This is a genomic window from Pseudomonas sp. TMW 2.1634, assembly GCF_001703595.1.
GTDB classification, from domain to species: Bacteria; Pseudomonadota; Gammaproteobacteria; order Pseudomonadales; family Pseudomonadaceae; genus Aquipseudomonas; species Aquipseudomonas fragi.
Genome location: NZ_CP016849.1, coordinates 3,506,296 through 3,526,951, shown reverse-complemented (window position 1 = coordinate 3,526,951; position 20,656 = coordinate 3,506,296). Strand labels below are relative to the sequence as shown.

Here is a 20,656-nt window from a genome sequence, read left to right as displayed (position 1 = left end):
AAGTTTGATGAGGTTTTAACCATGGCTGAACGTCTGAGTAACGACTTCCAGTTCATCGATGTCGGGCGCAAAGATCCGAAGAAGAAACTGTTACGTCAACGCAAAAAAGAGTTCGTGGAAATCTACGAACCCTTCAAACCCCAGCAGTCGGCCGAGCAGGCCCACCGCTGCCTGGGTTGCGGCAACCCGTACTGTGAATGGAAATGCCCTGTGCATAACTTCATTCCCAACTGGCTCAAGCTGGTGGCCGAGGGCAACATCCTCGCCGCCGCCGAGCTGTCGCACCAGACCAACACCCTGCCTGAGGTATGCGGGCGGGTGTGCCCGCAAGACCGCCTGTGCGAGGGTGCCTGCACCCTCAACGACGGTTTTGGCGCAGTGACCATCGGTTCGGTGGAGAAGTACATCACCGACACGGCGTTCGCGATGGGCTGGCGCCCGGACATGTCCAAGGTCGTGCCCACCGGCAAGCGCGTGGCCATTATCGGTGCCGGGCCTGCGGGCCTGGGTTGTGCCGATGTGCTGGTGCGTGGCGGTGTGACCCCGGTGGTGTTCGACAAGAACCCGGAAATCGGCGGTCTGCTGACCTTCGGCATCCCCGAGTTCAAGCTGGAAAAAACCGTACTGAGCCACCGTCGCGAAGTGTTTACCGGCATGGGTATCGAGTTCCGCCTCAATACCGAAATCGGCAAGGACATCAGCATGGAACAGCTGCTGGCCGAATACGACGCCGTGTTCATGGGCATGGGCACCTACACCTACATGAAAGGTGGTTTTGCCGGTGAAGACCTGCCGGGCGTACACGACGCCCTGGATTTCCTGATCGCCAACGTCAACCGCAACCTGGGCTTTGAAAAGTCGCCGGAAGACTTCGTCGACATGAAAGGCAAGAAAGTCGTGGTACTGGGCGGTGGCGACACGGCGATGGACTGCAACCGTACCTCGATTCGCCAGGGCGCCAAGTCGGTGACCTGTGCCTATCGTCGTGACGAGGCCAACATGCCGGGTTCGCGCAAAGAGGTGAAGAACGCCAAGGAAGAAGGCGTGAAATTCCTCTACAACCGTCAGCCGATTGCCATTGTCGGTGAAGGCAAGGTTGAGGGCGTGAAAGTGGTCGAGACCCGTCTTGGCGAACCGGATGCCCGTGGCCGCCGTAGCCCCGAGCCGATTCCGGGTTCAGAAGAGATCATCCCGGCAGACGCCGTGATCATCGCCTTTGGTTTCCGTCCAAGCCCGGCGTCGTGGTTCGAGCAGTTTGAGATCCAGACTGACAGCCAGGGCCGTGTGATTGCCCCCGAGCAATCGCAGTACAAGCACCAGACCAGCCATCCGAAGATTTTTGCCGGTGGTGACATGGTGCGCGGTTCTGACCTGGTAGTGACCGCGATCTTCGAAGGCCGCACAGCGGCGGAAGGGATCATGGATTACCTGGGCGTCTGATCACTTTCCCGAATGGGAATGAGATCAAAATGTGGGAGCGGGCTTGCTCGCGATAGCGACAGATCATCCAGTGCAGATGCTGAATGTGAAGCCCTTATCGCGAGCAAGCCCGCTCCCACAGTTGTTTCGTGGTGTTGCCAAATAAGCCGTTAAACCGCTGCAAATCGACCCGATAGATAAAAGGCACGGCACTTGCCGTGCCTTTTGCGTCCGTCTCTGAGAAAATGCCCCCACTTTTTTTCCGGATGCTGACATGACTGTTCTCAAGAATGACCGTTTCCTTCGCGCTTTGCTCAAGCAACCTGTAGACGTAACGCCTGTGTGGATGATGCGTCAGGCCGGTCGCTACCTGCCGGAATACCGCGCCAGCCGTGCCAAGGCCGGCGATTTCATGAGCCTGTGCAAGAACGCCGAATTCGCATGTGAAGTCACCATGCAGCCTCTGGACCGCTTCCCGCAGCTGGATGCGGCGATCCTGTTTTCCGATATCCTGACCATCCCCGATGCGATGGGCCAGGGCCTGTATTTCGAAACCGGTGAAGGCCCCCGTTTCAAAAAGGTTGTCAGCACCCTGGCCGACATCGAAGCGTTGCCGATTCCCGATCCGCAAAAAGACCTCGGCTACGTGATGAATGCTGTCAGCACCATCCGCAAGGAGCTAAATGGCCGCGTGCCATTGATCGGCTTCTCCGGCAGCCCGTGGACGCTGGCCACTTATATGGTTGAAGGCGGCTCGTCCAAGGACTTCCGCAAAACCAAGGCCATGCTCTACGACACCCCGCAGGCCATGCACCTGCTGCTCGACAAGCTGGCGCAGTCGGTCACTTCTTACCTCAACGGGCAGATCCTGGCCGGTGCGCAAGCTGTGCAGATCTTCGACACCTGGGGTGGCAACCTGTCGGCTGCGGCGTATCAGGAGTTTTCCCTGGCCTATATGCGCAAAATCGTTAGCGGCCTGATCCGCGAACATGAAGGCCGCAAGGTACCGGTCATCCTGTTCACCAAAAATGGTGGCCTGTGGCTGGAAAGCATCGCCGATGCTGGCGCAGACGCACTGGGCCTGGACTGGACCTGCGACCTGGGCGAAGCCCGTCGCCGTGTCGGCAGCAAGGTTGCGCTGCAAGGCAACATGGACCCGACGGTGCTGTACGCCAACCCGGAGGCCATCCGCACTGAGGTCAAGCGCATCCTGGCCAGCTACGGCAACGGTTCGGGCCATGTGTTCAACCTGGGTCACGGCATTACCCCGGAAGTGAAACCGGAGCACGCCGGCGCCTTTATCAGCGCGGTGCACGAGTTCTCGGGGCAGTATCACCAGTAACCTTGCCGCATTAAAAAAGCCCGGTTCTCTCACGAGTACCGGGCTTTTTTGTGCCTGTTACAGGGCTCAGGCGTTTTTCGCATTCCCCGGCAGCACCGGCAAGCGGGCCAGGTGCAACGCCACCAACAGGGCAATCACCAGCATGGCGGTGATAAACCCGCCGATACCGTTCCAGCCCGCCAGATGCCAGAACACGCCACCCAGGGTGCCGGCCACGCTCGACCCGGCGTAGTAACTGAACAGGTACAGCGATGACGCCTGCCCCTTGGCCCTGGTGGCCCGGCGGCCGATCCAGCTGCTGGCCACCGAGTGCGCGCCGAAGAAGCCGAACGTAAACATCAGCATGCCGATCATCACAAACGCGATGGGCGTGAGCAGGGTCAGCGCGATCCCGGCCAGCATCAGCACAATGACGGCCCACAACACGCGACGACGGCCCAGCTTGTCGGCCAGCGCGCCAATCTGCGCCGAGCTGTAGATACCCGACAGATAAACAATCGACAGCAAGCCCACCACGGCCTGATTCATGTTGTACGGGTCAGCCAGCAGGCGATAACCGATGTAGTTGAACAGGGTGACAAAGCTGCCCATCAGCAGGAAGGCTTCCAGGAACAACCACGGCAAACCGGCATCGCGAAAGTGCATGGTGAACCCGTCGAGCAGGCTGCGCGGGTTCATGGCGCGCGGGCGGAAGTTGCGCGATTCAGGCAGGATTTTCACAAACACCACTGCGGCCACCAGCGCCAGCACGCCAATTACCAGCATGGCGGTGTGCCAACTGACAAAGTCGATCAATACACCGCTGATCAAGCGCCCGCTCATGCCGCCAATGGCGTTGCCGCCGATATACAGGCCCATCGCCAGGCCAATGTGCTGCGGATGGATTTCTTCACTCAAATAGGTCATGGCTACTGCAGCCAGTCCGCTCAGGGACAAGCCCACCAGCGCGCGGGTTACCAGCACGCCTTCCCAGGTAGGCATCAGGGCGCTGAGCACGGTAAACAGCGCCGCAGAAAACAGCGCAAACACCATCACCGGCTTGCGCCCGAAAGCATCGGAAATGGGCCCGGTAATCAGTAGACCAATGGCTAGCATTGCCGTGGCTACGGACAAAATCAGACTGCTTTGCGCGGCATTGATCCCGTACTCATGGCTCAATACCGGCATCATCGGCTGCACGCAATACAACAGGGCGAAGGTCGCGAACCCACCCGAGAACAGGGCCAGCACCGTGCGCATAAACATCGGCGTGCCTTTCTCGATAAACACATCATTGAGTTGGGAGACAACATCATCCAGCGCGGACGGCGGGATTTCGTGGGCCAGGGGTGCAGCGGCAGTTTTCACGGGGACCTCAAAGTGCGGTAAAGCCGAACGGCAATGGCAAAAGAATATAGGCGGCTAACGATTCTTTCCAATATATTATTCGACCTGTTTAAGAGGTTTTACGACTTAATGGAGGTTGTATGGAACTGCGCCATTTGCGCTATTTCATTGCCGTGGCCGAAGAGCTGCATTTTGGCCGGGCGGCGCAGGTGCTGGGCATTTCCCAGCCACCGCTGAGCCAGCAGATCCAGGCGCTGGAGCAGGAGTTGGGGGCGCGCCTGTTCGAGCGCACCAATCGTCGGGTAGCGCTTAGCGAAGCCGGGCGGCTATTCCTGGAAGAAGCGCGCAGGGTGCTGGCCCAGGTCGACAAGGCTGCCGACGTGGCCCGGCGGGCGCAGTTGGGTGAGCTGGGCGAACTGAAGATTGGCTTCACCTCGTCGGCGCCGTTCAATTCCAGCATCCCCCAGGCCATTTTTGCCTTTCGCCAGGCATTCCCGGCGGTGCATCTGGACCTCAAGGAAATGAGCAGCCGCGAGGTGGCCGAGGGGCTGGTGGATGAGTCCATTGAAGTCGGCATCATGCGCCCGCTGGCGCTGCCGGAGTCGCTGCTGGCCGTGGAGCTGTTTCGCGAGCCGCTGGTGGCCGTGATCCGCGCCGACCACCCCCTGGCCGAAGGCAGTGAGGACGGTTTGCAACTGGCGGCGTTGGCGGACGAGCCGTTTGTGTTCTTCCCGCGCAGCTACGGCAGCGGCTTGTACGCACAATTGCTCAGCCTGGCGCGGGTAGCGGGGTTCAGCCCGCATATCTCCCAGGAAGCGGGGGAGGCCATGACCATCATTGGCCTGGTGTCGGCGGGGTTGGGGGTGTCGGTGCTGCCGGCATCGTTCCAGCATATGCGCATCAAGGGTGTGGTCTATCGGCCGCTGCTGGACCCGGACGCCAATACCGCCGTGTGGCTGGTGCAGCGCAAGGGCAACAACTCGCCGATGGCGAATGCGTTTGCGCAGTTGCTGACGCGCAAGACCGTGCACCCTTGAACCTCTCCCTCAGGAGGCAAAAAAGCAGGACATTCGCAGTCATATAACAGGCTTGGAATCTTCCAAATAAAGCTGCGCAAAATTGCTTTTTTTGTTCCGGGCCCGACGAATGTCTCTCCTTTATCAACCGAAAGAAGGCAGCGTGCTTATTTGTGATTTCAGGGGCTATGAAGTACCTGAAATGATCAAGGTGCGCCCCGTTGTGGTTGTGCGCAAACACCGAACCAATAAACAGTTGGTGACGGTCATTCCTTTGAGCACGACAGAGCCGCAGTCCTTGCTGGGTCATCATCTTGAACTGCAGAGCCACCTACAGGGAGCACGTCCGCTGTGTTGGGCCAAATGTGACATGTTGGCGACGGTCAGTCTTGCCAGGCTCGATCGAATAAAGACCCGGGACAGGCAAGGCCGGCGTATTTATGTGGTTTCACAACTTGAAACAGAAGAGTTTATCGCCATCAAAGCTGCAGTGCGCTGCGCTTTGGGGCTGTAAGGCACTTGCATGAGGTGACGGACGGGCAAGGGCGGGGTTGCCTTAATTTGGAGTGAGCGTAATACTCACTCCGTTCCCGAAAGGGGCTTGCGAGACTCTGAGGATCCTGGGCAACCAGCCATCGCAGAGCCGAACAGACACCGTGCGATGACAAGCCCGTCTGTTTGTGAATAAGGCGCCGAAAGGCGCCTTTGTCATGTCTGGGGTCAAGCCATTACTGCGGCTTTCAATTCACCTTCGACAAATCGCCCTTCAAGGCAACACCTGCGATCACGGCACCCGCGTGGCACTCGTAGGTTTTCGGGTCTTTGCGTTCGTTGCGCTTGTAGAAGCTGGCGATATCGGTCACCGCATTGGCGCCGACTTTTTTGGCCGCTTCATGCAGGGTAATCAACGCCGATTGCAGCGCCCAGGAACAGGCCTGGTAATCGGTCTTGTTAAACGCATTGGTTTTCTTGTTGGTCACGGCACCGGGGCTGAGCACCGTGACTTTACCGCCCGGGGTGTTGCCCGCCAGGTAGAACTTGACGCTGCCATCGATCTTGCCGGAACTGATGGCTTCGTTCACGACCTGTTCAAACGGCAGGTACAACGCGCTGTCGCGGGCCTGACTTACGGCGGGCAGGGCGCAGAGCAGCATCGCGGTGGCAGCAGCCAGGGTTTTGAAGTGCATCGGGGTAGTCTCCTTGACGATTAAAAATGCAGGGTTACAACGGTTTTACCAGCGCTGACTCCGACAATTGCCTGGCCGTGCGCTCGTTCTGGTTGTCCTTGAGATCGCGCACGATGTCGCGATCGAGCAGGCGCACCCAGCGAATATAGTTTTTGTGGATCTTGCCGTCCTTGTAGTCCAGGCCGCTGCTGTTGCGGTACTGGATGCGGTAGTGGTCGGCGCTGTAGGGGATGTCGATTTCGGCGTGGTATTGCTCGCGCACGGTGATCTGCGCCTGCACCCGCTGCGGGGTGATTTCTTGCACAGTCCAGCCGCGCCCGACCAGCGCCTTGACGATGGCTTGTTGCATCTGCGCCCGGTCACTGTGGATCGAGGCATGCAACGTGCGGTCCGGGGTGAGCATGCGTTTGCTGGTGCAGGACACGGTGGTCAGCAGGGCCAGGGCAATCAGGGTGATGCGCAGCAGGTAAGTCATTGCGTGGGTTCCAGAAATATCAGGACCAACGACGGAAGATCAACGATGTGTTGACCCCGCCAAAGGCAAAGTTGTTGTTCATGACGTAGTCGTTATGCATGACGCGAAACTCGCCGCGCAGGTAATCCAGTTCGCCGCAGCGGGGGTCGACTTCATCGAGGTTGAGCGTGGGGACATAGCGGTCGCGGTTCATCATCTCGATGCTGAACCAGGATTCCAGCGCCCCGCAGGCACCCAGGGTGTGGCCCAGGAAACTCTTCTGCGAGCTGATCGGCATGTGCTTGCCGAACAACTCGCTGGTGGCCAGGGTCTCGGCAATGTCGCCCTGTTCGGTGGCGGTGCCGTGGCCGTTTACATAGCCGATGGCATCCGCGCCAATGCCTGCATCTTCCAGTGCCAGCTCCATCGCCCGGCGCATGGTGCCGACTTCCGGGCGGGTGGTGTGCTGGCCGTCGGCATTGCTGCCAAAACCAACGATCTCCGCATGGATATGGGCGCCACGGGCCAGGGCGTGCTCCAGTTCTTCAAGCACCAGCATGCCGCCGCCTTCACCTATCACCAGCCCGTCACGACCGCTGTCGTAGGGCCGGGGGCTGGTGTGCGGGGCGTCGTTTTTCAGGCTGGTGGCGTACAGCGCGTCGAACACCATCGCTTCGGTGGGGCACAGCTCCTCGGCGCCACCTGCAAGCATCAGCGGCAGGCGCCCGAACTTGATCGATTCATAGGCATAGCCGATGCCCTGGCTGCCGCTGGTGCAGGCGCTGGAGGTGGGGATCAGGCGCCCGGTCAGGCCAAAGAAGATGCTGATATTGGCCGCCGTGGTGTGCGGCATCATGCGCACATAACTGTTGGCGTTGAGGCCGTCTGCCACGGAGTTGAGCAGCATGTTGCCGAATGCCTTGATCTCGTCGGTGCTGCCGGTGGACGAGCCGCAGGCCACGCCCATGCGGCCATCGCGGATGATCGGGTTGCCGAGCAGGCCGGCGTCCTGCAAGGCCTGTTCTGCAGCGCCGACGGCCAGGCGCGAGACGCGGCCCATGCTGCGCAGTTGTTTGCGGGTCCAGTGGGCGGGCACTGCAAAATCATCGACAGGGCCAGCCAGACGGGTGTTGAGTTCGGTAAACCGGTCCCACTCGTCCATGCGCCGGATGCCGCTGCGTCCAGCCACAAAATTGGCCTCGATGCTGGCCCAGTCACTGCCCAGTGAAGTAATGCCGGCCATGCCGGTGACGACAACGCGCTTCATCAGCACAACCCTCCGTTGACGGCCAGCACCTGGCGGGTGATATAGCCTGCTTCGGCCGACATCAGGAAGTTGACCGCCCCCGCGACTTCTTCCGGGGTACCCATGCGTTGGGCGGGGATCATTTTCATCAGTTCTTCTACCGGTACGTTTTCGTCGAGCATGGCGGTGTCGATCAGACCCGGCGCGACGCAGTTGACGGTGATTTTGCGTTTGCCCAGCTCGATGGCCAGGGCCTTGGCTGCGCCGATAAGGCCGGCCTTGGAGGCGCTGTAGTTGACCTGCCCGCGATTGCCGATCAGCCCCGAAACCGACGTGATGCACACGATGCGCCCGGCCGCGCGGCGGCGGATCATCGGCATCATCACCGGGTGCAGCACGTTGTAAAAACCGTCGAGGTTGGTACGCATGACCACGTCCCAGTCGTCTTCGCTCAGCGCCGGGAAGGCACCGTCACGGGTCAGGCCGGCGTTGAGCACGACGCCGTAATAGGCCCCGTGCGTTTCAACGTCGGCTTCCAGGATGGCCTTGCATTGGGCGCGCTCCGATACGTCGAATTGCAACACCCGGGCATTGCGGCCCAAGGCGTGGACCTCGGCCATGACGGCATCGGCTTCGCTGCGGCCGCTACGGCAATGCAGCACCAGATCAAAACCGGCCTGGGCCAGGCGCAAGGCAATGGCGCGGCCAATGCCACGGCTGGAACCTGTGACCAAAATAGACTCAGTCATGGCGGGTCTCCTGGGGTGTCTGGGCAAGGTAGTTTTCGGCCCGGGGCGGGCGGAACACGTTCAGGCGGGCGCTGGCATGGATGCCGGGGCCGGTGAGGTGGCACTCGAACACGCCCATGCCGTTGTCGTCTTCCAGCGAGCGCAGGGCGTGGATGTGCAGCTCGGTGCCCGCAGGGAAGTGTTCGACGTTGCATTCAAATTTACGCGTGCCGAGCAAAAAACCCAGGGCCACGGGGTTGCCCTGCACGCGGGCGCGGCAGCCGGCGTAGGCGGCGACGCTTTGCGCCATCAACTCAACGCCCACCCAGGCGGGCAGGCTGCCGTCTTCGCGGTTGAACAAACCGCCGGCGCGCACGGTGAGGCGGGTTTGAATCTGTTCTTCGTCGAACGCCAGCACCTGATCGATGAGGATCATGTCGCCAGCGTGGGGCAGCAGTTCGGCGAGCGGCCAATCGATCATGGGGCGTCTCCGATAATCAGGCTGACGTTATTGCCGCCGAAGGCAAACGAGTTGCTCATCAGGCAGCGTTGTGGGGTCGGGACGAGGGCCTGGCCGGGGGTTACCCAGTTCAGCGCGGGCAGCGCCGGGTCGCCGTGGCCGTCCCAGACGTGGGGCGCCAAGGCACCGTCGTGGTTCAGGCTCAGCCAGCAGAAGGCGGCTTCCAGTGCTCCAGCCGCGCCCAGGGTGTGGCCGGTCATGGGTTTGGTCGACGAGCACGGTACCCCTTCGGGGAATACCTGGGCCACGGCGTGGCTTTCCATCGCATCGTTGTGCTGGGTGGCGGTGCCGTGCAGGTTCAGATAGCCGATGTGGTCCGCCTGCAGGCCCGCGCGCTTCAAGGCTTGTTGCATGGCTTGAACGGCGCCGCGCCCGCCAGGCTCAGGGGCGGAAATATGGTGCGCATCACTGCTGGCCCCCGCGCCGAGCAAGGCGATGGCGTGGTCGGCGGCAGGTTGCCGGCTCATTACAAAGAGCACCGCTGCTTCGCCGATATTGATGCCGTGGCGGTTTACCGAAAACGGATTGCAGCGCTCATCCGACACGGCTTCCAGTGCCGAAAAGCCGTTGAGCGTCAATTTGCACAGTGTGTCGACGCCGCCGCACAGCACCGCGTCGCACAGGTTCATGTCCAGCAGCCGCTGTGCGCTCATCAGGGCGCGGGCGCTGGAGGTGCAAGCGGTGGAAATCACATAGGCCGGGCCGCTGATGCCCAGCCAGTCAGCCAGGAAGGTGGCCGGCGCGCTCAGCTCCTGTTGCTGATAGGTGTAGTCAGCGGGGAACTGCTGGTTTTGCAGGTAGTGGGCAATGCCCTGGCTGGCTTCATCAATGCCCGAGGTGCTGGTGCCCAGCACAATGGCGATGCGCTCGCGGCCGAAGGTTGCGATGGCCTGGTCGATAGCGTCGCGGATCTGCAAGGCGGCTTCGAGCAGCAACTGGTTGTTGCGGCTGTTTTGCGCCTGGAGTTCGGCCGGGATTGCCGCCAGCTCACCGTTCACCGCACCGATGGTCAGCGCGCTCTCGGGCACCCAGCCGCTGGCGCGCTGCATGCCCGAGCAGTCACCGGCAAACAGCTTGCCTGCCACTTCATCGGCGCCACGGCCAAGGGCGCAGACCACGCCCAGAGCATTGAGGTAAGCCGTCATGGGGCGGTCTCCAGGGGGCTTACGGTGTAATGCAGATCGCCCTTCATGTCGATGCGAAACACCTCGGGTTGCGGGTAGTGCACTTGCCAGCGTTGTTCGATGAAGCGCAGGTCAGGCGCCGTTTTGGCCTGTGGATAATTATCCGCAAGCTGCGTTGCTGGTGTGAGTGCAAACAGCAGCGCGGCAAACAGCTCGCGGGCTTCGGGGTTGGGCGGCAGCAACCCGTCGGCGTGCCAGCTGCCGTCTTGCAGCAGTTGGCGCGCCAGTGGAATGCCCAGCGGGTCCATCAGTGACCAGCGCAGCGCGGTACCTTGTTGCTGGATGACCAGCAACCAGTCCTGACGCTGATCGGCCTGCTGGCGCTGGATATGCAATTGCATGGGCAAGGCCAGGGTTGGCGTGTGCCGTGGCAGTGGCAGGCTGGTGCAGGCGCTGAGCAAAAGGCATGTGATCAGCCATGCCCACAACCTTGTGGGAGCGGGCTTGCTCGCGATGCAGGCGCTGCGGTTTGACAGGTTCACGGTGTGCATACCTTCGCGGGCAAGCCCGCTCCCACAGGAGTCAGGGGCTTGCGTGCCACCACGTTGACCAGGGTTTCTTCACGCTGGCCCACCGGCTTTGGCTTAAGCAAACCAACCCGCTCCAGCAGGCCGAAGTCTTTCGAGCGGCTCCACCACAGGTAGGGGTAAGAGACGTTTTGCGCCTCGAATTCAAAGCCCTGGTCGCGGATCATCTCCAGGTACTGCGCCGCGCTTTTCTGCACATGCATGGGGTGACGGAACAGCCAGCGGATTACCCAGGTGTCGATATAGGCTTCGGTAGACTCGGCAAACAGCAAGTAACCGCCGGGCTTGAGCACCCGGTAAAACTCGGCCAGCGCACGGTCCTGTTGCACCAGATGGTGGAAGGTCTGGTGGCAGAACAGGATGTCGACGCTGGCGTCGGGCACGTCCAGTTCGGCGCAGTCGCTGCCGATCAGTTCCACATCAAAGCCCTGGCGCTGTGCTTCTTCGCCGCTCAGCTGCAGGCTCAGTGGGTCGGCATCCAGGCCGATCAGGCGCTGGGGGGCGAAGGTCTTGTACAGGTACTGGAACGATTTGCCCTGGCCGCAGCCTGCATCGAGGATGACCGGCGCGGCGGGCAGCGGTTCGCTGAACAGGCTGCGCAGGTCGTTGATGGCCACCCGCAGCACATGGTGCTGCCAGGTGTGGCTGCGCAAGAACCAGAACCCGATACGGGTTTCTTCAACGTAGGTATCGCTTAGAGGTTTCATGCGGGCTCCGTGGCGCAGATATCCGACAGCATGCGCAATCGGCGCTTGGGTTCGCTGACAAACGGGTTGGTTTCATCCCAGGCATAGCCGGCCAGGATCGAACTGATCATGCGGCGGATGTGCGGCGAGCTCTCGGGGTGGTAGATCACGTCCTGGAAGGTGCCGGCGTACCAGCCTTCGACGTAGCAACGGAAGGTGTCGACCCCGCGCTTGAGCGGTTCGGCAAATTCGCTTTGCCAGTCCACCGCTTCGCCTTGCAACTGGCGGTGCAGTACACCGGCGGCCATGCTCGCCGAACGCATGGCAATGGTCACGCCCGAGGAGAACACCGGGTCAAGGAACTCGGCGGCGTTGCCCAACAGTGCAAAGCCCGGGCCGTGCAAGGTTTTGACGTTGGCCGAGTAACCGCCCAGGGTGCGCGCCGGGGTGTCCCATACGGCATTGGCCAGCACCTGTTGCAGGCTTGGGGTTTCATCGATAAAGCTGCGCAGGCATTCGTCGAGGTTTTCACTGCGCCCTTTGAAATGTTCTGCTGCGGCCACCACGCCCACCGACGTACGGCCATTGCTGAACGGGATGCTCCAGAACCAGATATCCCGTTGGGTAGGGTGGGTGGTGATGAGGATTTTGTCGCGATCGAAACCCGGGTGGTCGATGCGGTCTTCAATGTGGGTGAACACCGCCTGACGCAGCGGGAAGTTCGACGGTGCTTCAAGGTCGAGCAAGCGTGGCAGGACACGGCCGTAGCCGCTGGCGTCGAGAATGAAATCGGCTTCGAGCTGATAGCAGCTGCCATCTTCGCGTTCAACCTGCAGCAGCGGTTTTTCCCGTTCAACGTCAACCGCCATCACGGTTTCGCCGTAGCGGATTTCAACGCCCTGCAAGGCGGCCTGATCGGCCAGCAGCTTGTCGAAATCGGCGCGCTGCACCTGAAAGGTAGTGGGTTTGCCGTTGCTGAAGGTGTCGCCAAAATCGAAGGCACTGTAGTGCTCGCCCCAGGCGAAGGCCGCGCCGTTTTTCAGCTGGAAGCCGGCGGCTTGCACGGCCTCCAGCATGCCTGCCTCCTCGATAAAGTCGATGCAGTGGGACAGCAGGCTCTCGCCAATGGAAAAGCGCGGGAAGTGCTGGCGCTCGATGATCAGCACATCGTGGCCCTTGCGTTTGAGCAACGCCGAGGCGATGGCCCCGGAAGGCCCGGCACCAATGACCACAACCTGACGACGTTCCATTTCTACTACTGACACAGAGGCTCCTTGCCGGGGACTACAGCCGACTTCAAAGGGGGTTTGTTCATGCCCGCCAGCGCCGGTAACAGCGTGGCGATCAGGCCCATCAGCATCAGCGCAAAGTACAGCGCCGGGCTGATAAGCTGTTGTTGCAGCAGCAGGTTGAGAAACACGATCTCACTCAACCCGCGAATATTGAGTAACAGGCTTTCACGCCATTTGCTGGCGCCGGCAAACGACGGCGTGGCCCAGCTCAAACCGAGCCAGTTGCCCAGCACTTTGCTGAGCATGGGCAACAGCAACAGAGCCGCCAATTGCAGCATGTTGATGTCGCTCAGGGCACTGTGCACATCGATCTGCACAATCCCGAAGGCCAGGATCAACGGCACCGCTAGGTGGCTTTGCAAGCGCCCAAGCCACAGGGTGTTTAGCGGCATCACCCACGCGACCTTGAGCCACGCCATGCACAGCAGGTAGCCGACACCGAAAATCAGCGCATTGAGGCGGTAATGCTCGGCCACCACCAGCAGGGCGAAAAAACTCAGGCTGTAGCACAGCGGCTGGCGAATCCGCAGGGCGCGCAACAGTAATGGCAGCAAGGCTGCGGCGATGGGCAGCAGCAGGCTGTTGAAATCCAGGCTGCCCTGGGCCAGGCCAAACAGGCTCCAGCAGGTCAGGTCGATGAGGATCGCGCTTTGCACCAGGCGCCGGGTTGCCGCAGGCGGGTAGTGGATATGGCGCAAGTACAGGTACAACACCGGGATCGCGGTGATGGCAAACACCAGCCCGATGGCCAGTGAGCTAAGCCAGGGTTGTTCCGGCAGCAGCCAGACTGCGCAGGCCAGCCCGCAGGCAAACGGCACGGCGAAACTGGGCAGGGCGATTTTCAGGCTCTGGCGATCAAGGCGCAGGTCGATCACATCACTCAAAATGGTCCCCAGCAACAGGGCAAAACCCAGGCTGTACAGGCTTTTTAGCCAGACCGGCGCGACCAGTTGTGCGCCACTGAGCTGCCAGTGCGGTTCGATCCACAGCAGCATCAGCAACGGCAGGCCGATGGATGCCAGCAGCAACTGGCTGACGATCGGGATCACGCCAAAGTGGCGGCCCACGCGGGTCGCCACGGCAAACAGGGCCAGGGCCAGCAGCCAGAATACGGCGATCATCATTGGCGGTGCGCCTGCTTGCTGGCCCAGGGCGCCAGGATAAAGCTGAACGCCAGGCCCAGGCTGACCGCCAGGCCGAAGTTGCTGACTGCTGGGGTGCTGGACACCGCCAGCAGGCCGAACGACAGCCAGGTGGTGAGTGCCGCCAGCAGGGTGCCCAGCAGGCTGACGGCGGCGCCGCCGATTTGCTCGCGCATCAGGATCGCGTAATCGACGCTGATGGCCGTCACCAGCAGCAAGCCGAAGAGGCTGAACAGAGTCAGGGGCTGGCCCAGCCAGCCGAGGCTGGCAAGGCTGCACAAGGCCGCCAGCAATGGCAGCGCAACGATACGCAGTGCGCCGCCGAAGCCGAACGGAGCGATCAACAGCAGCACGATCAGCACGCAGGACAGCAGCTTCAATTCGGCGGCGCTGATTTGTGTGGCGGCAAATACGTTGTTCAAATCGCCCAGGCGATCCACCAGCTTCACGCCGGGCAAGTCCAGTGCTTGTATGCGCAACAGGCTGGCGCTGTTCAAACCTTGCAGGCTGACCATTGCCGCCACGCCTTCGGCGTTCTTGCCCAGCCACAGTGCCCGCCACGGCTCGGCCAGCGGGCCGCTCAACGCATCGTCAATCGACTGCCCGGGCAAGGCTTGCAGTTGCGCCAGTTCGGCTTGCAGGGCGCTTTCGGGCACGCCCAGTGCCAGCAGCGGTTGCCAGTGCTGTGGCAATTGCGCCAGGGCGGCGCGTACCTGCTGTTGCTCGACGGGCAGGCTGACCAGTTGGTTGAGGGCCATATAACCTTGCAGCTTGCCCAGGCCGACCAACTGGTCAAGTCGCTCGCTGAGGGCGCGTTGACGCTCCAGCAACTGTTGCTCGCTATCGGCGCGCACCAGGAAAAACTGGCTGGTGGGTTGATAACCGGTGATGCGGGCAATCGCCTGGGCTTCAGTCAGCAGCTGGGGCGGCGCGCTGACCCATTGGCGGATGTCGTTCTTGCTGGTCAGTTGCCACACGCCGGCGGCACAGAACGCCAGCAGCAACACCAGCAGCGCCGGGGTGGGGATTTTGTTCAGGAGTGCTTCGCGCATGTTGAGCAGGGTTTGCGCGATACGCAGCGGCCATTGCGCAGGGCGCAAATCCACGCCTTTGAGCAACGCGGGCAACAGGCACACCGCGCTCAGGTAGGCACCGACAAGGCCCGCGGCGGAGAAAATGGCGATCTGGGTCAGCGCCGGGAACGGCGTAAAGGCCAGCGCCAGATAACCGATGCAGCTGGTGGCTAGGCTCAGGCTCAGCCCCGGCAGGGTCAGACGCAGAGCGGGCCAGCTGCGCCAGGGTTTCAGGCTCCAGCTTTTGGACAGGTAATGCAGCGGGTAATCCACCGCCACGCCGATCAGGCTTGAGCCCAACACCAGCGTCATTACATGCATGCTGCCAAAGAACGCGACGCAGGCTACGGCGCCAAACAGCATGCCCACCAGCACTGGCACAAAGGCCAGCAGCACCCGCCAGCGCCGGAACGCCAGCAGCAACAGCAGCAGAATACCCACGGTGGCGCCGCCACCGACCCAGGTGATTTCACGGCTGGCTTGCTGTTGGCCGCTGGCGGCGTAAAGCAGGCCGCTGGCGGCCAGCAGCTGCACATCATGGTTGGCTGCTTGGGTGCGGCTGTCTTCGAGTAGTTGCGCGACCCGCACGGGCAGTTTCATGTCGAAGGCATTGCCCTGGGTACGGGCGCGCAGCAGCACCCAGTGTTTGCCATCGGCCTCGGCGATCAAGGCACCGCTGCCGATGTCCAGTTGCACCGTGCCGCGTTGCGGCTGGCTGTTCTGGATACGCCCGGTGAGGCCCAGCCAGTCGTCCTGGCTGGGCACCAGGCTGAACCCGCTAAAAGGGTCGAACAACGCTTGCACACGTTGCTGGATAAAAGCTTCGGGGTGTTCGATCAACTGGGTGCGGTCGGCGGCCGAGAGCATGGCCACACGCCCGCGCAGCAGCTGTTCGCGCAGGGCCGGGAGGTCGGCCTGCAGGTCCCACTGGACCTTTTCAAACAGGCCGCTGGCCTGCCATTGCGTGCCCAGTTGCCGGGCCGTGGCGATGGCTTGCTGACGGTCGCTGCTGCCCACCAGCACCAGCATTTCGCGGTTGAGCGGCTCCTGCATGCGTTGTTCGGCGCTCAGCTCCAGCGCGTCGGGCGCGTCGCCGGGCACCAGGTCCATCAAATTGGCCGACAGCGGTGCACCGTGACGCCACTGCCAGCCGGCGAGTGCGAGCACGGCCAGCAGCAGGATCAGAAAGCCACGGGGCAACCAGCGTTCACTGCGCAAAATCGTGCTGCTCCGCTTCGCTCAACGGTTGGTTGCTGACGCTGTTGCGCATCAACAGCTGCGTGCTGTCGCCCTGGGTTTCCTGCAGTTCGATGCGTTGCACCAACTCGCCGCCATCAATATTGATCTGCTTGAACACTTGCTTGAGCAGCAGGGAGCGTGGAGTCAGCGTTAGCGTCCAGTGATCGGGTGTGCCTTGCAGTTGCAGGTCGAAATCCCGTTGCAGGCCACTGCTGTCGCCTTGCAGCACGGCGAGAAACAAACGGTTTTGCTCGGCACCGGCGCTTTTGCCGGGCAGCATTTGCCAGCTTGTGCCGTCGCGGCGGGCGATGCCCTGGGCGGTGATGCGGTAGTCCTGCTGCAACGGGGTCTTGAGTTGCCAAAGCAGCCCGTGGTCCTTGGCCAGGACAAAGGTGCCGGTGCTGGTCAGGGGCTTGGGCAGGGCGCGCAGGTGTTTTTCCTGGATGAAATCACCGTGGATCACCTGGGGTTTGGCCAACTGGTCGCTCAGTTGTTGCAGGTCGAAGGCGTGGGCCAGGGGCGTGAATCCGAGCAACAGCACACACCCCAATGTGGGAGCGGGCTTGCTCGCGATGCAGGCGCTGCGCAGCTTCTGCCACACCGCGGTGATGCAATCGCGAGCAAGCCCGCTCCCACAGATGATTGCGCTCATGAAAGTACCCTCTCAACCGCCTCGGTAAAACACCTGGGCGACACCAGTTGCATCTCCTTGCTGGCAATCTCGACTGCCACTTGCACCGTCACGGCCCGGGTCAGGCGTTCGCCGGTGGCCAGGTCGGTAATCAGGTAATTGACCTTCAAGCGGTTCTCCCACTCCACCAGGCTGGCGCGCACGTTGATCCGCTGGCCAAACGTGGCCCCGCGTACATAGCGCAACTGCATGTCGATCACCGGCCACGCATAGCCCGCATCGAGCATCTGCGTGTAGTTGTGGCCGATATGGTCGAGCAGCGCGCAGCGGGCCACCTCGAGGTATTTGACGTAGTGGCCGTGCCATACGACATGCATGGTGTCGATGTCGAAAAACGGCACCAGCACCTCGGTATCAACGTGCAAAACCCCTTTGCTACGCATGCAGCCTCCAGTGTTGTTGGGCGATCCGGCTCAGGCACAGGCGCAGCTCGGCTTCCAGTGCGCGGTCTTCAACCACCGGGGGGAAGTCCCTGGCCAGTTCGGCATGCATCTGCGCCAGCGCTGGCGGCAGCGGGCGGGCGTCTTCGGCACGGCTGCGCAGCCATACGCCCTGATTGGCCGCCAGCAGGGTGGCGGCGGCGACTTGCTCGGTCAGCTCCAGCACGCGAATCGCATCGCGGGCAGCGATGGTGCCCATGCTGACCTTGTCCTGGTTATGGCATTCGGTGGAGCGCGAGAACACGCTGGCCGGCATGGTGTTTTTCAACGCCTCGGCAGTCCAGGCGCTGGTGCCGATCTGCACGGCTTTAAAACCGTGGTTGAGCATCGCCCGTTCTGCGCTGGCGCCCGACAGGTTGCTCGGCAAACCGTGGTTGTAGCGCACGTCCACCAGCAATGCGAGCTGGCGGTCGAGCAGGTCGGCGACGTTGGCTACCAGGGTCTTGAGGCTGTCCATCGCAAAGGCGATATGGCCGCCGTAGAAGTGCCCGCCGTGCAGCACTCGCTCTTCTTCAGCGTCGATTATCGGGTTGTCGTTGGCGCTGTTGAGTTCGATCTCGATAAACCCGCGCAGCCAGTTCAGGCTGTCGGCCAGCACGCCCAGTACATGGGGCGCGCAACGCAGCGAGTAGCGGTCTTGCAGGCGATGCAGCGGCGCAGTCGGGGCATCGATGGCCAGGTCCTGGCGGATCCACGCGGCAACCTGCATCTGCCCCGGGTGCGGCTTGGCGGCAAACAGGCGCTCGTCAAAGTGCTCGGGGTTGCCTTGCAGCGCCACCACGTTGAGGGCAGTGATGCGGGTGGCGAGCTTGAGCAGGTAGTCGGCACGGGCATAGGCCAGGCAGGCGAGGCCAGTCATCACCGCAGTGCCGTTCATCAATGCCAGCGCTTCCTTGGGCCGCAGTACCAGCGGCGTCCAGCCCAGTTCGCGGTGTACGTCTGCTGCCAGGCGGCGCTCGCCCTTGAACAGCACTTCGCGCTCGCCTGACAGGGTTGCGGCCACGTAAGACAGTGGCGTCAGGTCACCACTGGCGCCCACCGAGCCTTCTTCGGGGATCAGGGGCAGGATGTCGTGGGCGATAAAGGCCTGCAACCGCTCCAGCAGTTCGATGCGCACACCCGACACGCCGTGGCACAACGACTGCAAGCGTGCCGCCAGTACGGCGCGGGTGGCCTGGGCGTCGAGCAGTTTGCCCAGCCCGCAACCGTGGAAGGTGTAGAGGTGGCGCGGCAAGGCCTCGACGTGCTCCAGCGGCACGGCCACCACGCAGGAATCGCCGTAGCCGGTGGTCACACCATAGATCACGCCTTCCTTGTCCAGCAGCGAGTCGAGAAAGCGCGCGCCCTTGGCGATGCGCTCGCGGTAGTCGGCGTCGTCCTGCAAACGGGTCGGCGCCTGACGATTGGCCAGGGCCAGTACGTCTTCAATGCGCAACGGGGTTTGGCCGAAGGTTACTGGCTCATGCGGGTGCGTCGTCATCGGTCTTCCAGAATGGGTAAAAATTGAACCATTGTTGCGGTGCTTCGAGGCAGTAGTGCCCCAGGCGTTCGGCGTAGCGCGTGGCCCAGTGGGCGATCACCTGCTCGCGGTCGCTGCGCCGCCAGAGTACGGCGTCGGTAAAGGGCTCGAGGATCACCCGGTAACGCCCTTGGTGCTTGAGGCAAAACATCAGGTTGACCGGGCATTTGAGCAGCCCGGCCAATAGCCACGGGCCTTGTGGAAAGAGCGCCGGATGGCCAAGGAAGTCGACCTCGACATTGCGCCCGCCATGCAGCGGCACACGGTCACCGGCAATCGCCAGCCATTCGCCGTTTTCCAGGCGCTGGCTGAGTTGCAGCATGACCGCCGGGTTGAGTTCGCTGACCTGGATCAGGCGCAAGTGGCTGGCCCCGGCTTCGCCCAGCAATCGGTTGAATTGCTCGGCGTGGCGGGTGTGCACCAGCACGTTCATGGTCACCTGCTCGCCCAGCTCGGCGAGGGCGCGGCACACTTCGAGGTTGCCCAGGTGCGCGCCCACCAGCATCTGCCCGCGCGCGCCGCGCAGCTGATTGCGCAGCAGGGCGGGGTCGACGATTTCGATGTCTTCGATCTTCAGGCGCCCGTTCCATACGTCGAGCTTGTCGAGCAGGGCATCGGCGAACGCCATGTACTGCCCGAACACCCGCCAGTGGGTAGGGCGCAGTTCGTTGCGCCCGCTCCAGTCGGCCAGCCGTTGCTGGTAGAGCCAGCTGCTGCGCCGGGCGCGGGTGCCGAACAAAAAGAAGTACAGCACGATGGCGTATAGCACCGGGCTGAGCACGCGCCGGCCCAGCAGCTTGATGCCGAAGGCGGTGAGCTGCATCAGCCGGAAACTGCCGCGCTCCTTGTGGTCGGCCCAATGCTCACGAGATTCGCTCATGCTTTGCAGCGCCTCCAGAGGATGCTCGGCAAGCGCAGCAACATGCCGAAAAACAGCTTGGTGTGCATGCCGGAAATCAGCGCATTGTCATGGAACAGGCGAAAGTGCGACAGGCCGTCCCGGGGGTAATGCACCTGGGTCGGCAGCCAGCGCATGGGCTGGTTGCGCCACGCCAGGCGCACCAGGATCTCGGGGTCGAAGTCCATGCGCTTGCCCAGTTTGACCGAGTTGATCAGTGCCAGGGTCGGCGCCAGCGGGTAGACACGAAAGCCGCACATCGAGTCGGGAATCTGCAGCGACAGGCTGTTGATCCACACCCAGACATGGGTCAGGTAGCGCGCATACAGGCGGCCCTTGGGCACGCTGGCGTCGTACTGTGGATAACCGCAGATCAGCGCTTCAGGGTTTTGCTGCGACACCTGCATGAATGTGGCGACGTCACGCAGGTCGTGCTGGCCATCGGCGTCCACTTGCAGGGCGTGGGTGAAGCCCAGGTGCGAGGCTTCGCGCAGCCCCGCCATCACCGCCCCGCCCTTGCCCTGGTTCACGGCCAGGCGGATCAGGAAGATGTTTTCGCCCTGGGCCAGGTGCTCGAGCACGGCGGCGCAAGCGGGGCTGCTGGCGTCGTCGACCAGCACACAGGGCAGGCCGGCGGCGAGCAGGGCGTCGATCACTGCGGGCACGGCGGTTTCGTGGTTGTACACCGGGATCACGGCGCAGGGATTATGCATGGGCAGATATCTCC

Annotated in this window: 21 protein-coding genes; 4 read left to right on the top strand and 17 right to left on the bottom strand. The window is 62.2% G+C overall.

The window, feature by feature from the left end; translation table 11 throughout:
- Positions 1–21: 21 nt before the first annotated feature.
- Both BFC21_RS16630 and hemE read left to right on the top strand, forming a co-directional pair.
- Complete coding sequence (locus tag BFC21_RS16630; protein ID WP_095004333.1) at positions 22–1,440, top strand: FAD-dependent oxidoreductase; 1,419 nt, start codon at positions 22–24, stop codon at positions 1,438–1,440.
- A 253-nt stretch (positions 1,441–1,693) separates the two neighbouring features.
- On the top strand, positions 1,694–2,761 hold the full coding sequence (gene hemE, locus BFC21_RS16625) for a uroporphyrinogen decarboxylase (RefSeq protein ID WP_095004332.1): 1,068 nt from the start codon (positions 1,694–1,696) through the stop codon (positions 2,759–2,761).
- Positions 2,762–2,827: 66 nt separating this feature from the next.
- Here the strand turns inward: hemE and BFC21_RS16620 are convergent, their stop codons facing one another.
- Positions 2,828–4,006: an MFS transporter gene (locus BFC21_RS16620; protein WP_371914962.1), complete on the bottom strand. Its 1,179-nt coding sequence runs from the start codon at positions 4,004–4,006 to the stop codon at positions 2,828–2,830.
- A gap of 221 nt (positions 4,007–4,227) precedes the next feature.
- Between BFC21_RS16620 and BFC21_RS16615 the strand changes: the two genes are divergently transcribed.
- Complete coding sequence (locus BFC21_RS16615; protein ID WP_095004330.1) at positions 4,228–5,124, top strand: LysR family transcriptional regulator; 897 nt, start codon at positions 4,228–4,230, stop codon at positions 5,122–5,124.
- A 109-nt stretch (positions 5,125–5,233) separates the two neighbouring features.
- Positions 5,234–5,617 (top strand): type II toxin-antitoxin system PemK/MazF family toxin, encoded by a 384-nt coding sequence (locus BFC21_RS16610; protein ID WP_086799203.1) that lies wholly within the window; start codon positions 5,234–5,236, stop codon positions 5,615–5,617.
- Between the two features lie 226 nt (positions 5,618–5,843).
- Here BFC21_RS16610 and BFC21_RS16600 read toward each other — a convergent pair whose 3' ends face one another.
- The 16 genes from BFC21_RS16600 to BFC21_RS16525 are packed head-to-tail and all read right to left on the bottom strand — an operon-like array spanning position 5,844 to position 20,642.
- Positions 5,844–6,290: an excinuclease gene (locus BFC21_RS16600; RefSeq protein WP_088378412.1), complete on the bottom strand. Its 447-nt coding sequence runs from the start codon at positions 6,288–6,290 to the stop codon at positions 5,844–5,846.
- Between the two features lie 34 nt (positions 6,291–6,324).
- Positions 6,325–6,765 carry a hypothetical protein gene (locus BFC21_RS16595; RefSeq protein ID WP_016783210.1) on the bottom strand — a complete coding sequence of 147 codons (441 nt, stop codon included), beginning with the start codon at positions 6,763–6,765 and terminating at the stop codon, positions 6,325–6,327.
- 19 nt (positions 6,766–6,784) lie between these two features.
- Entirely contained in the window at positions 6,785–8,011 is a 1,227-nt protein-coding gene (locus BFC21_RS16590) for a beta-ketoacyl-ACP synthase (protein ID WP_088378411.1), read from the bottom strand.
- Positions 8,011–8,739, bottom strand: a complete 729-nt coding sequence (gene fabG, locus BFC21_RS16585; RefSeq protein WP_016783212.1) for a 3-oxoacyl-ACP reductase FabG — start codon at positions 8,737–8,739, stop codon at positions 8,011–8,013. Before fabG ends, BFC21_RS16590 begins: the two co-directional genes overlap by 1 nt.
- Positions 8,732–9,199 carry a hotdog family protein gene (locus tag BFC21_RS16580; RefSeq protein ID WP_016783213.1) on the bottom strand — a complete coding sequence of 156 codons (468 nt, stop codon included), beginning with the start codon at positions 9,197–9,199 and terminating at the stop codon, positions 8,732–8,734. Before BFC21_RS16580 ends, fabG begins: the two co-directional genes overlap by 8 nt.
- Positions 9,196–10,383, bottom strand: a complete 1,188-nt coding sequence (locus BFC21_RS16575; RefSeq protein ID WP_120266378.1) for a beta-ketoacyl-[acyl-carrier-protein] synthase family protein — start codon at positions 10,381–10,383, stop codon at positions 9,196–9,198. Before BFC21_RS16575 ends, BFC21_RS16580 begins: the two co-directional genes overlap by 4 nt.
- On the bottom strand, positions 10,380–10,913 hold the full coding sequence (locus tag BFC21_RS16570; RefSeq protein WP_162939357.1) for a DUF3261 domain-containing protein: 534 nt from the start codon (positions 10,911–10,913) through the stop codon (positions 10,380–10,382). The genes BFC21_RS16575 and BFC21_RS16570 overlap by 4 nt, the downstream gene beginning before the upstream one ends.
- Positions 10,901–11,656, bottom strand: a complete 756-nt coding sequence (locus BFC21_RS16565) for a class I SAM-dependent methyltransferase (protein WP_120266377.1) — start codon at positions 11,654–11,656, stop codon at positions 10,901–10,903. Before BFC21_RS16565 ends, BFC21_RS16570 begins: the two co-directional genes overlap by 13 nt.
- Complete coding sequence (locus BFC21_RS16560) at positions 11,653–12,900, bottom strand: NAD(P)/FAD-dependent oxidoreductase (RefSeq protein WP_120266376.1); 1,248 nt, start codon at positions 12,898–12,900, stop codon at positions 11,653–11,655. The genes BFC21_RS16565 and BFC21_RS16560 overlap by 4 nt, the downstream gene beginning before the upstream one ends.
- The gene (locus BFC21_RS16555) at positions 12,891–14,051 is read right to left on the bottom strand and encodes a sodium:proton antiporter (RefSeq protein WP_088378406.1); all 1,161 of its coding nucleotides are present in this window, start codon (positions 14,049–14,051) and stop codon (positions 12,891–12,893) included. The genes BFC21_RS16560 and BFC21_RS16555 overlap by 10 nt, the downstream gene beginning before the upstream one ends.
- Complete coding sequence (locus BFC21_RS16550; protein WP_120266375.1) at positions 14,048–16,360, bottom strand: MMPL family transporter; 2,313 nt, start codon at positions 16,358–16,360, stop codon at positions 14,048–14,050. The genes BFC21_RS16555 and BFC21_RS16550 overlap by 4 nt, the downstream gene beginning before the upstream one ends.
- On the bottom strand, positions 16,350–17,033 hold the full coding sequence (locus BFC21_RS16545; RefSeq protein WP_088378404.1) for an outer membrane lipoprotein carrier protein LolA: 684 nt from the start codon (positions 17,031–17,033) through the stop codon (positions 16,350–16,352). Before BFC21_RS16545 ends, BFC21_RS16550 begins: the two co-directional genes overlap by 11 nt.
- A complete protein-coding gene (locus BFC21_RS16540) occupies positions 17,030–17,455 on the bottom strand; it encodes a thioesterase family protein (protein ID WP_088378403.1) in 426 nt (141 codons plus the stop codon). The genes BFC21_RS16545 and BFC21_RS16540 overlap by 4 nt, the downstream gene beginning before the upstream one ends.
- Positions 17,448–18,992, bottom strand: a complete 1,545-nt coding sequence (gene hutH / locus BFC21_RS16535; protein ID WP_016783221.1) for a histidine ammonia-lyase — start codon at positions 18,990–18,992, stop codon at positions 17,448–17,450. Before hutH ends, BFC21_RS16540 begins: the two co-directional genes overlap by 8 nt.
- On the bottom strand, positions 18,973–19,911 hold the full coding sequence (locus tag BFC21_RS16530) for a glycosyl transferase (RefSeq protein ID WP_088378402.1): 939 nt from the start codon (positions 19,909–19,911) through the stop codon (positions 18,973–18,975). Before BFC21_RS16530 ends, hutH begins: the two co-directional genes overlap by 20 nt.
- Positions 19,908–20,642 (bottom strand): glycosyltransferase family 2 protein, encoded by a 735-nt coding sequence (locus BFC21_RS16525; RefSeq protein WP_088378401.1) that lies wholly within the window; start codon positions 20,640–20,642, stop codon positions 19,908–19,910. Before BFC21_RS16525 ends, BFC21_RS16530 begins: the two co-directional genes overlap by 4 nt.
- Positions 20,643–20,656 lie beyond the last annotated feature (14 nt).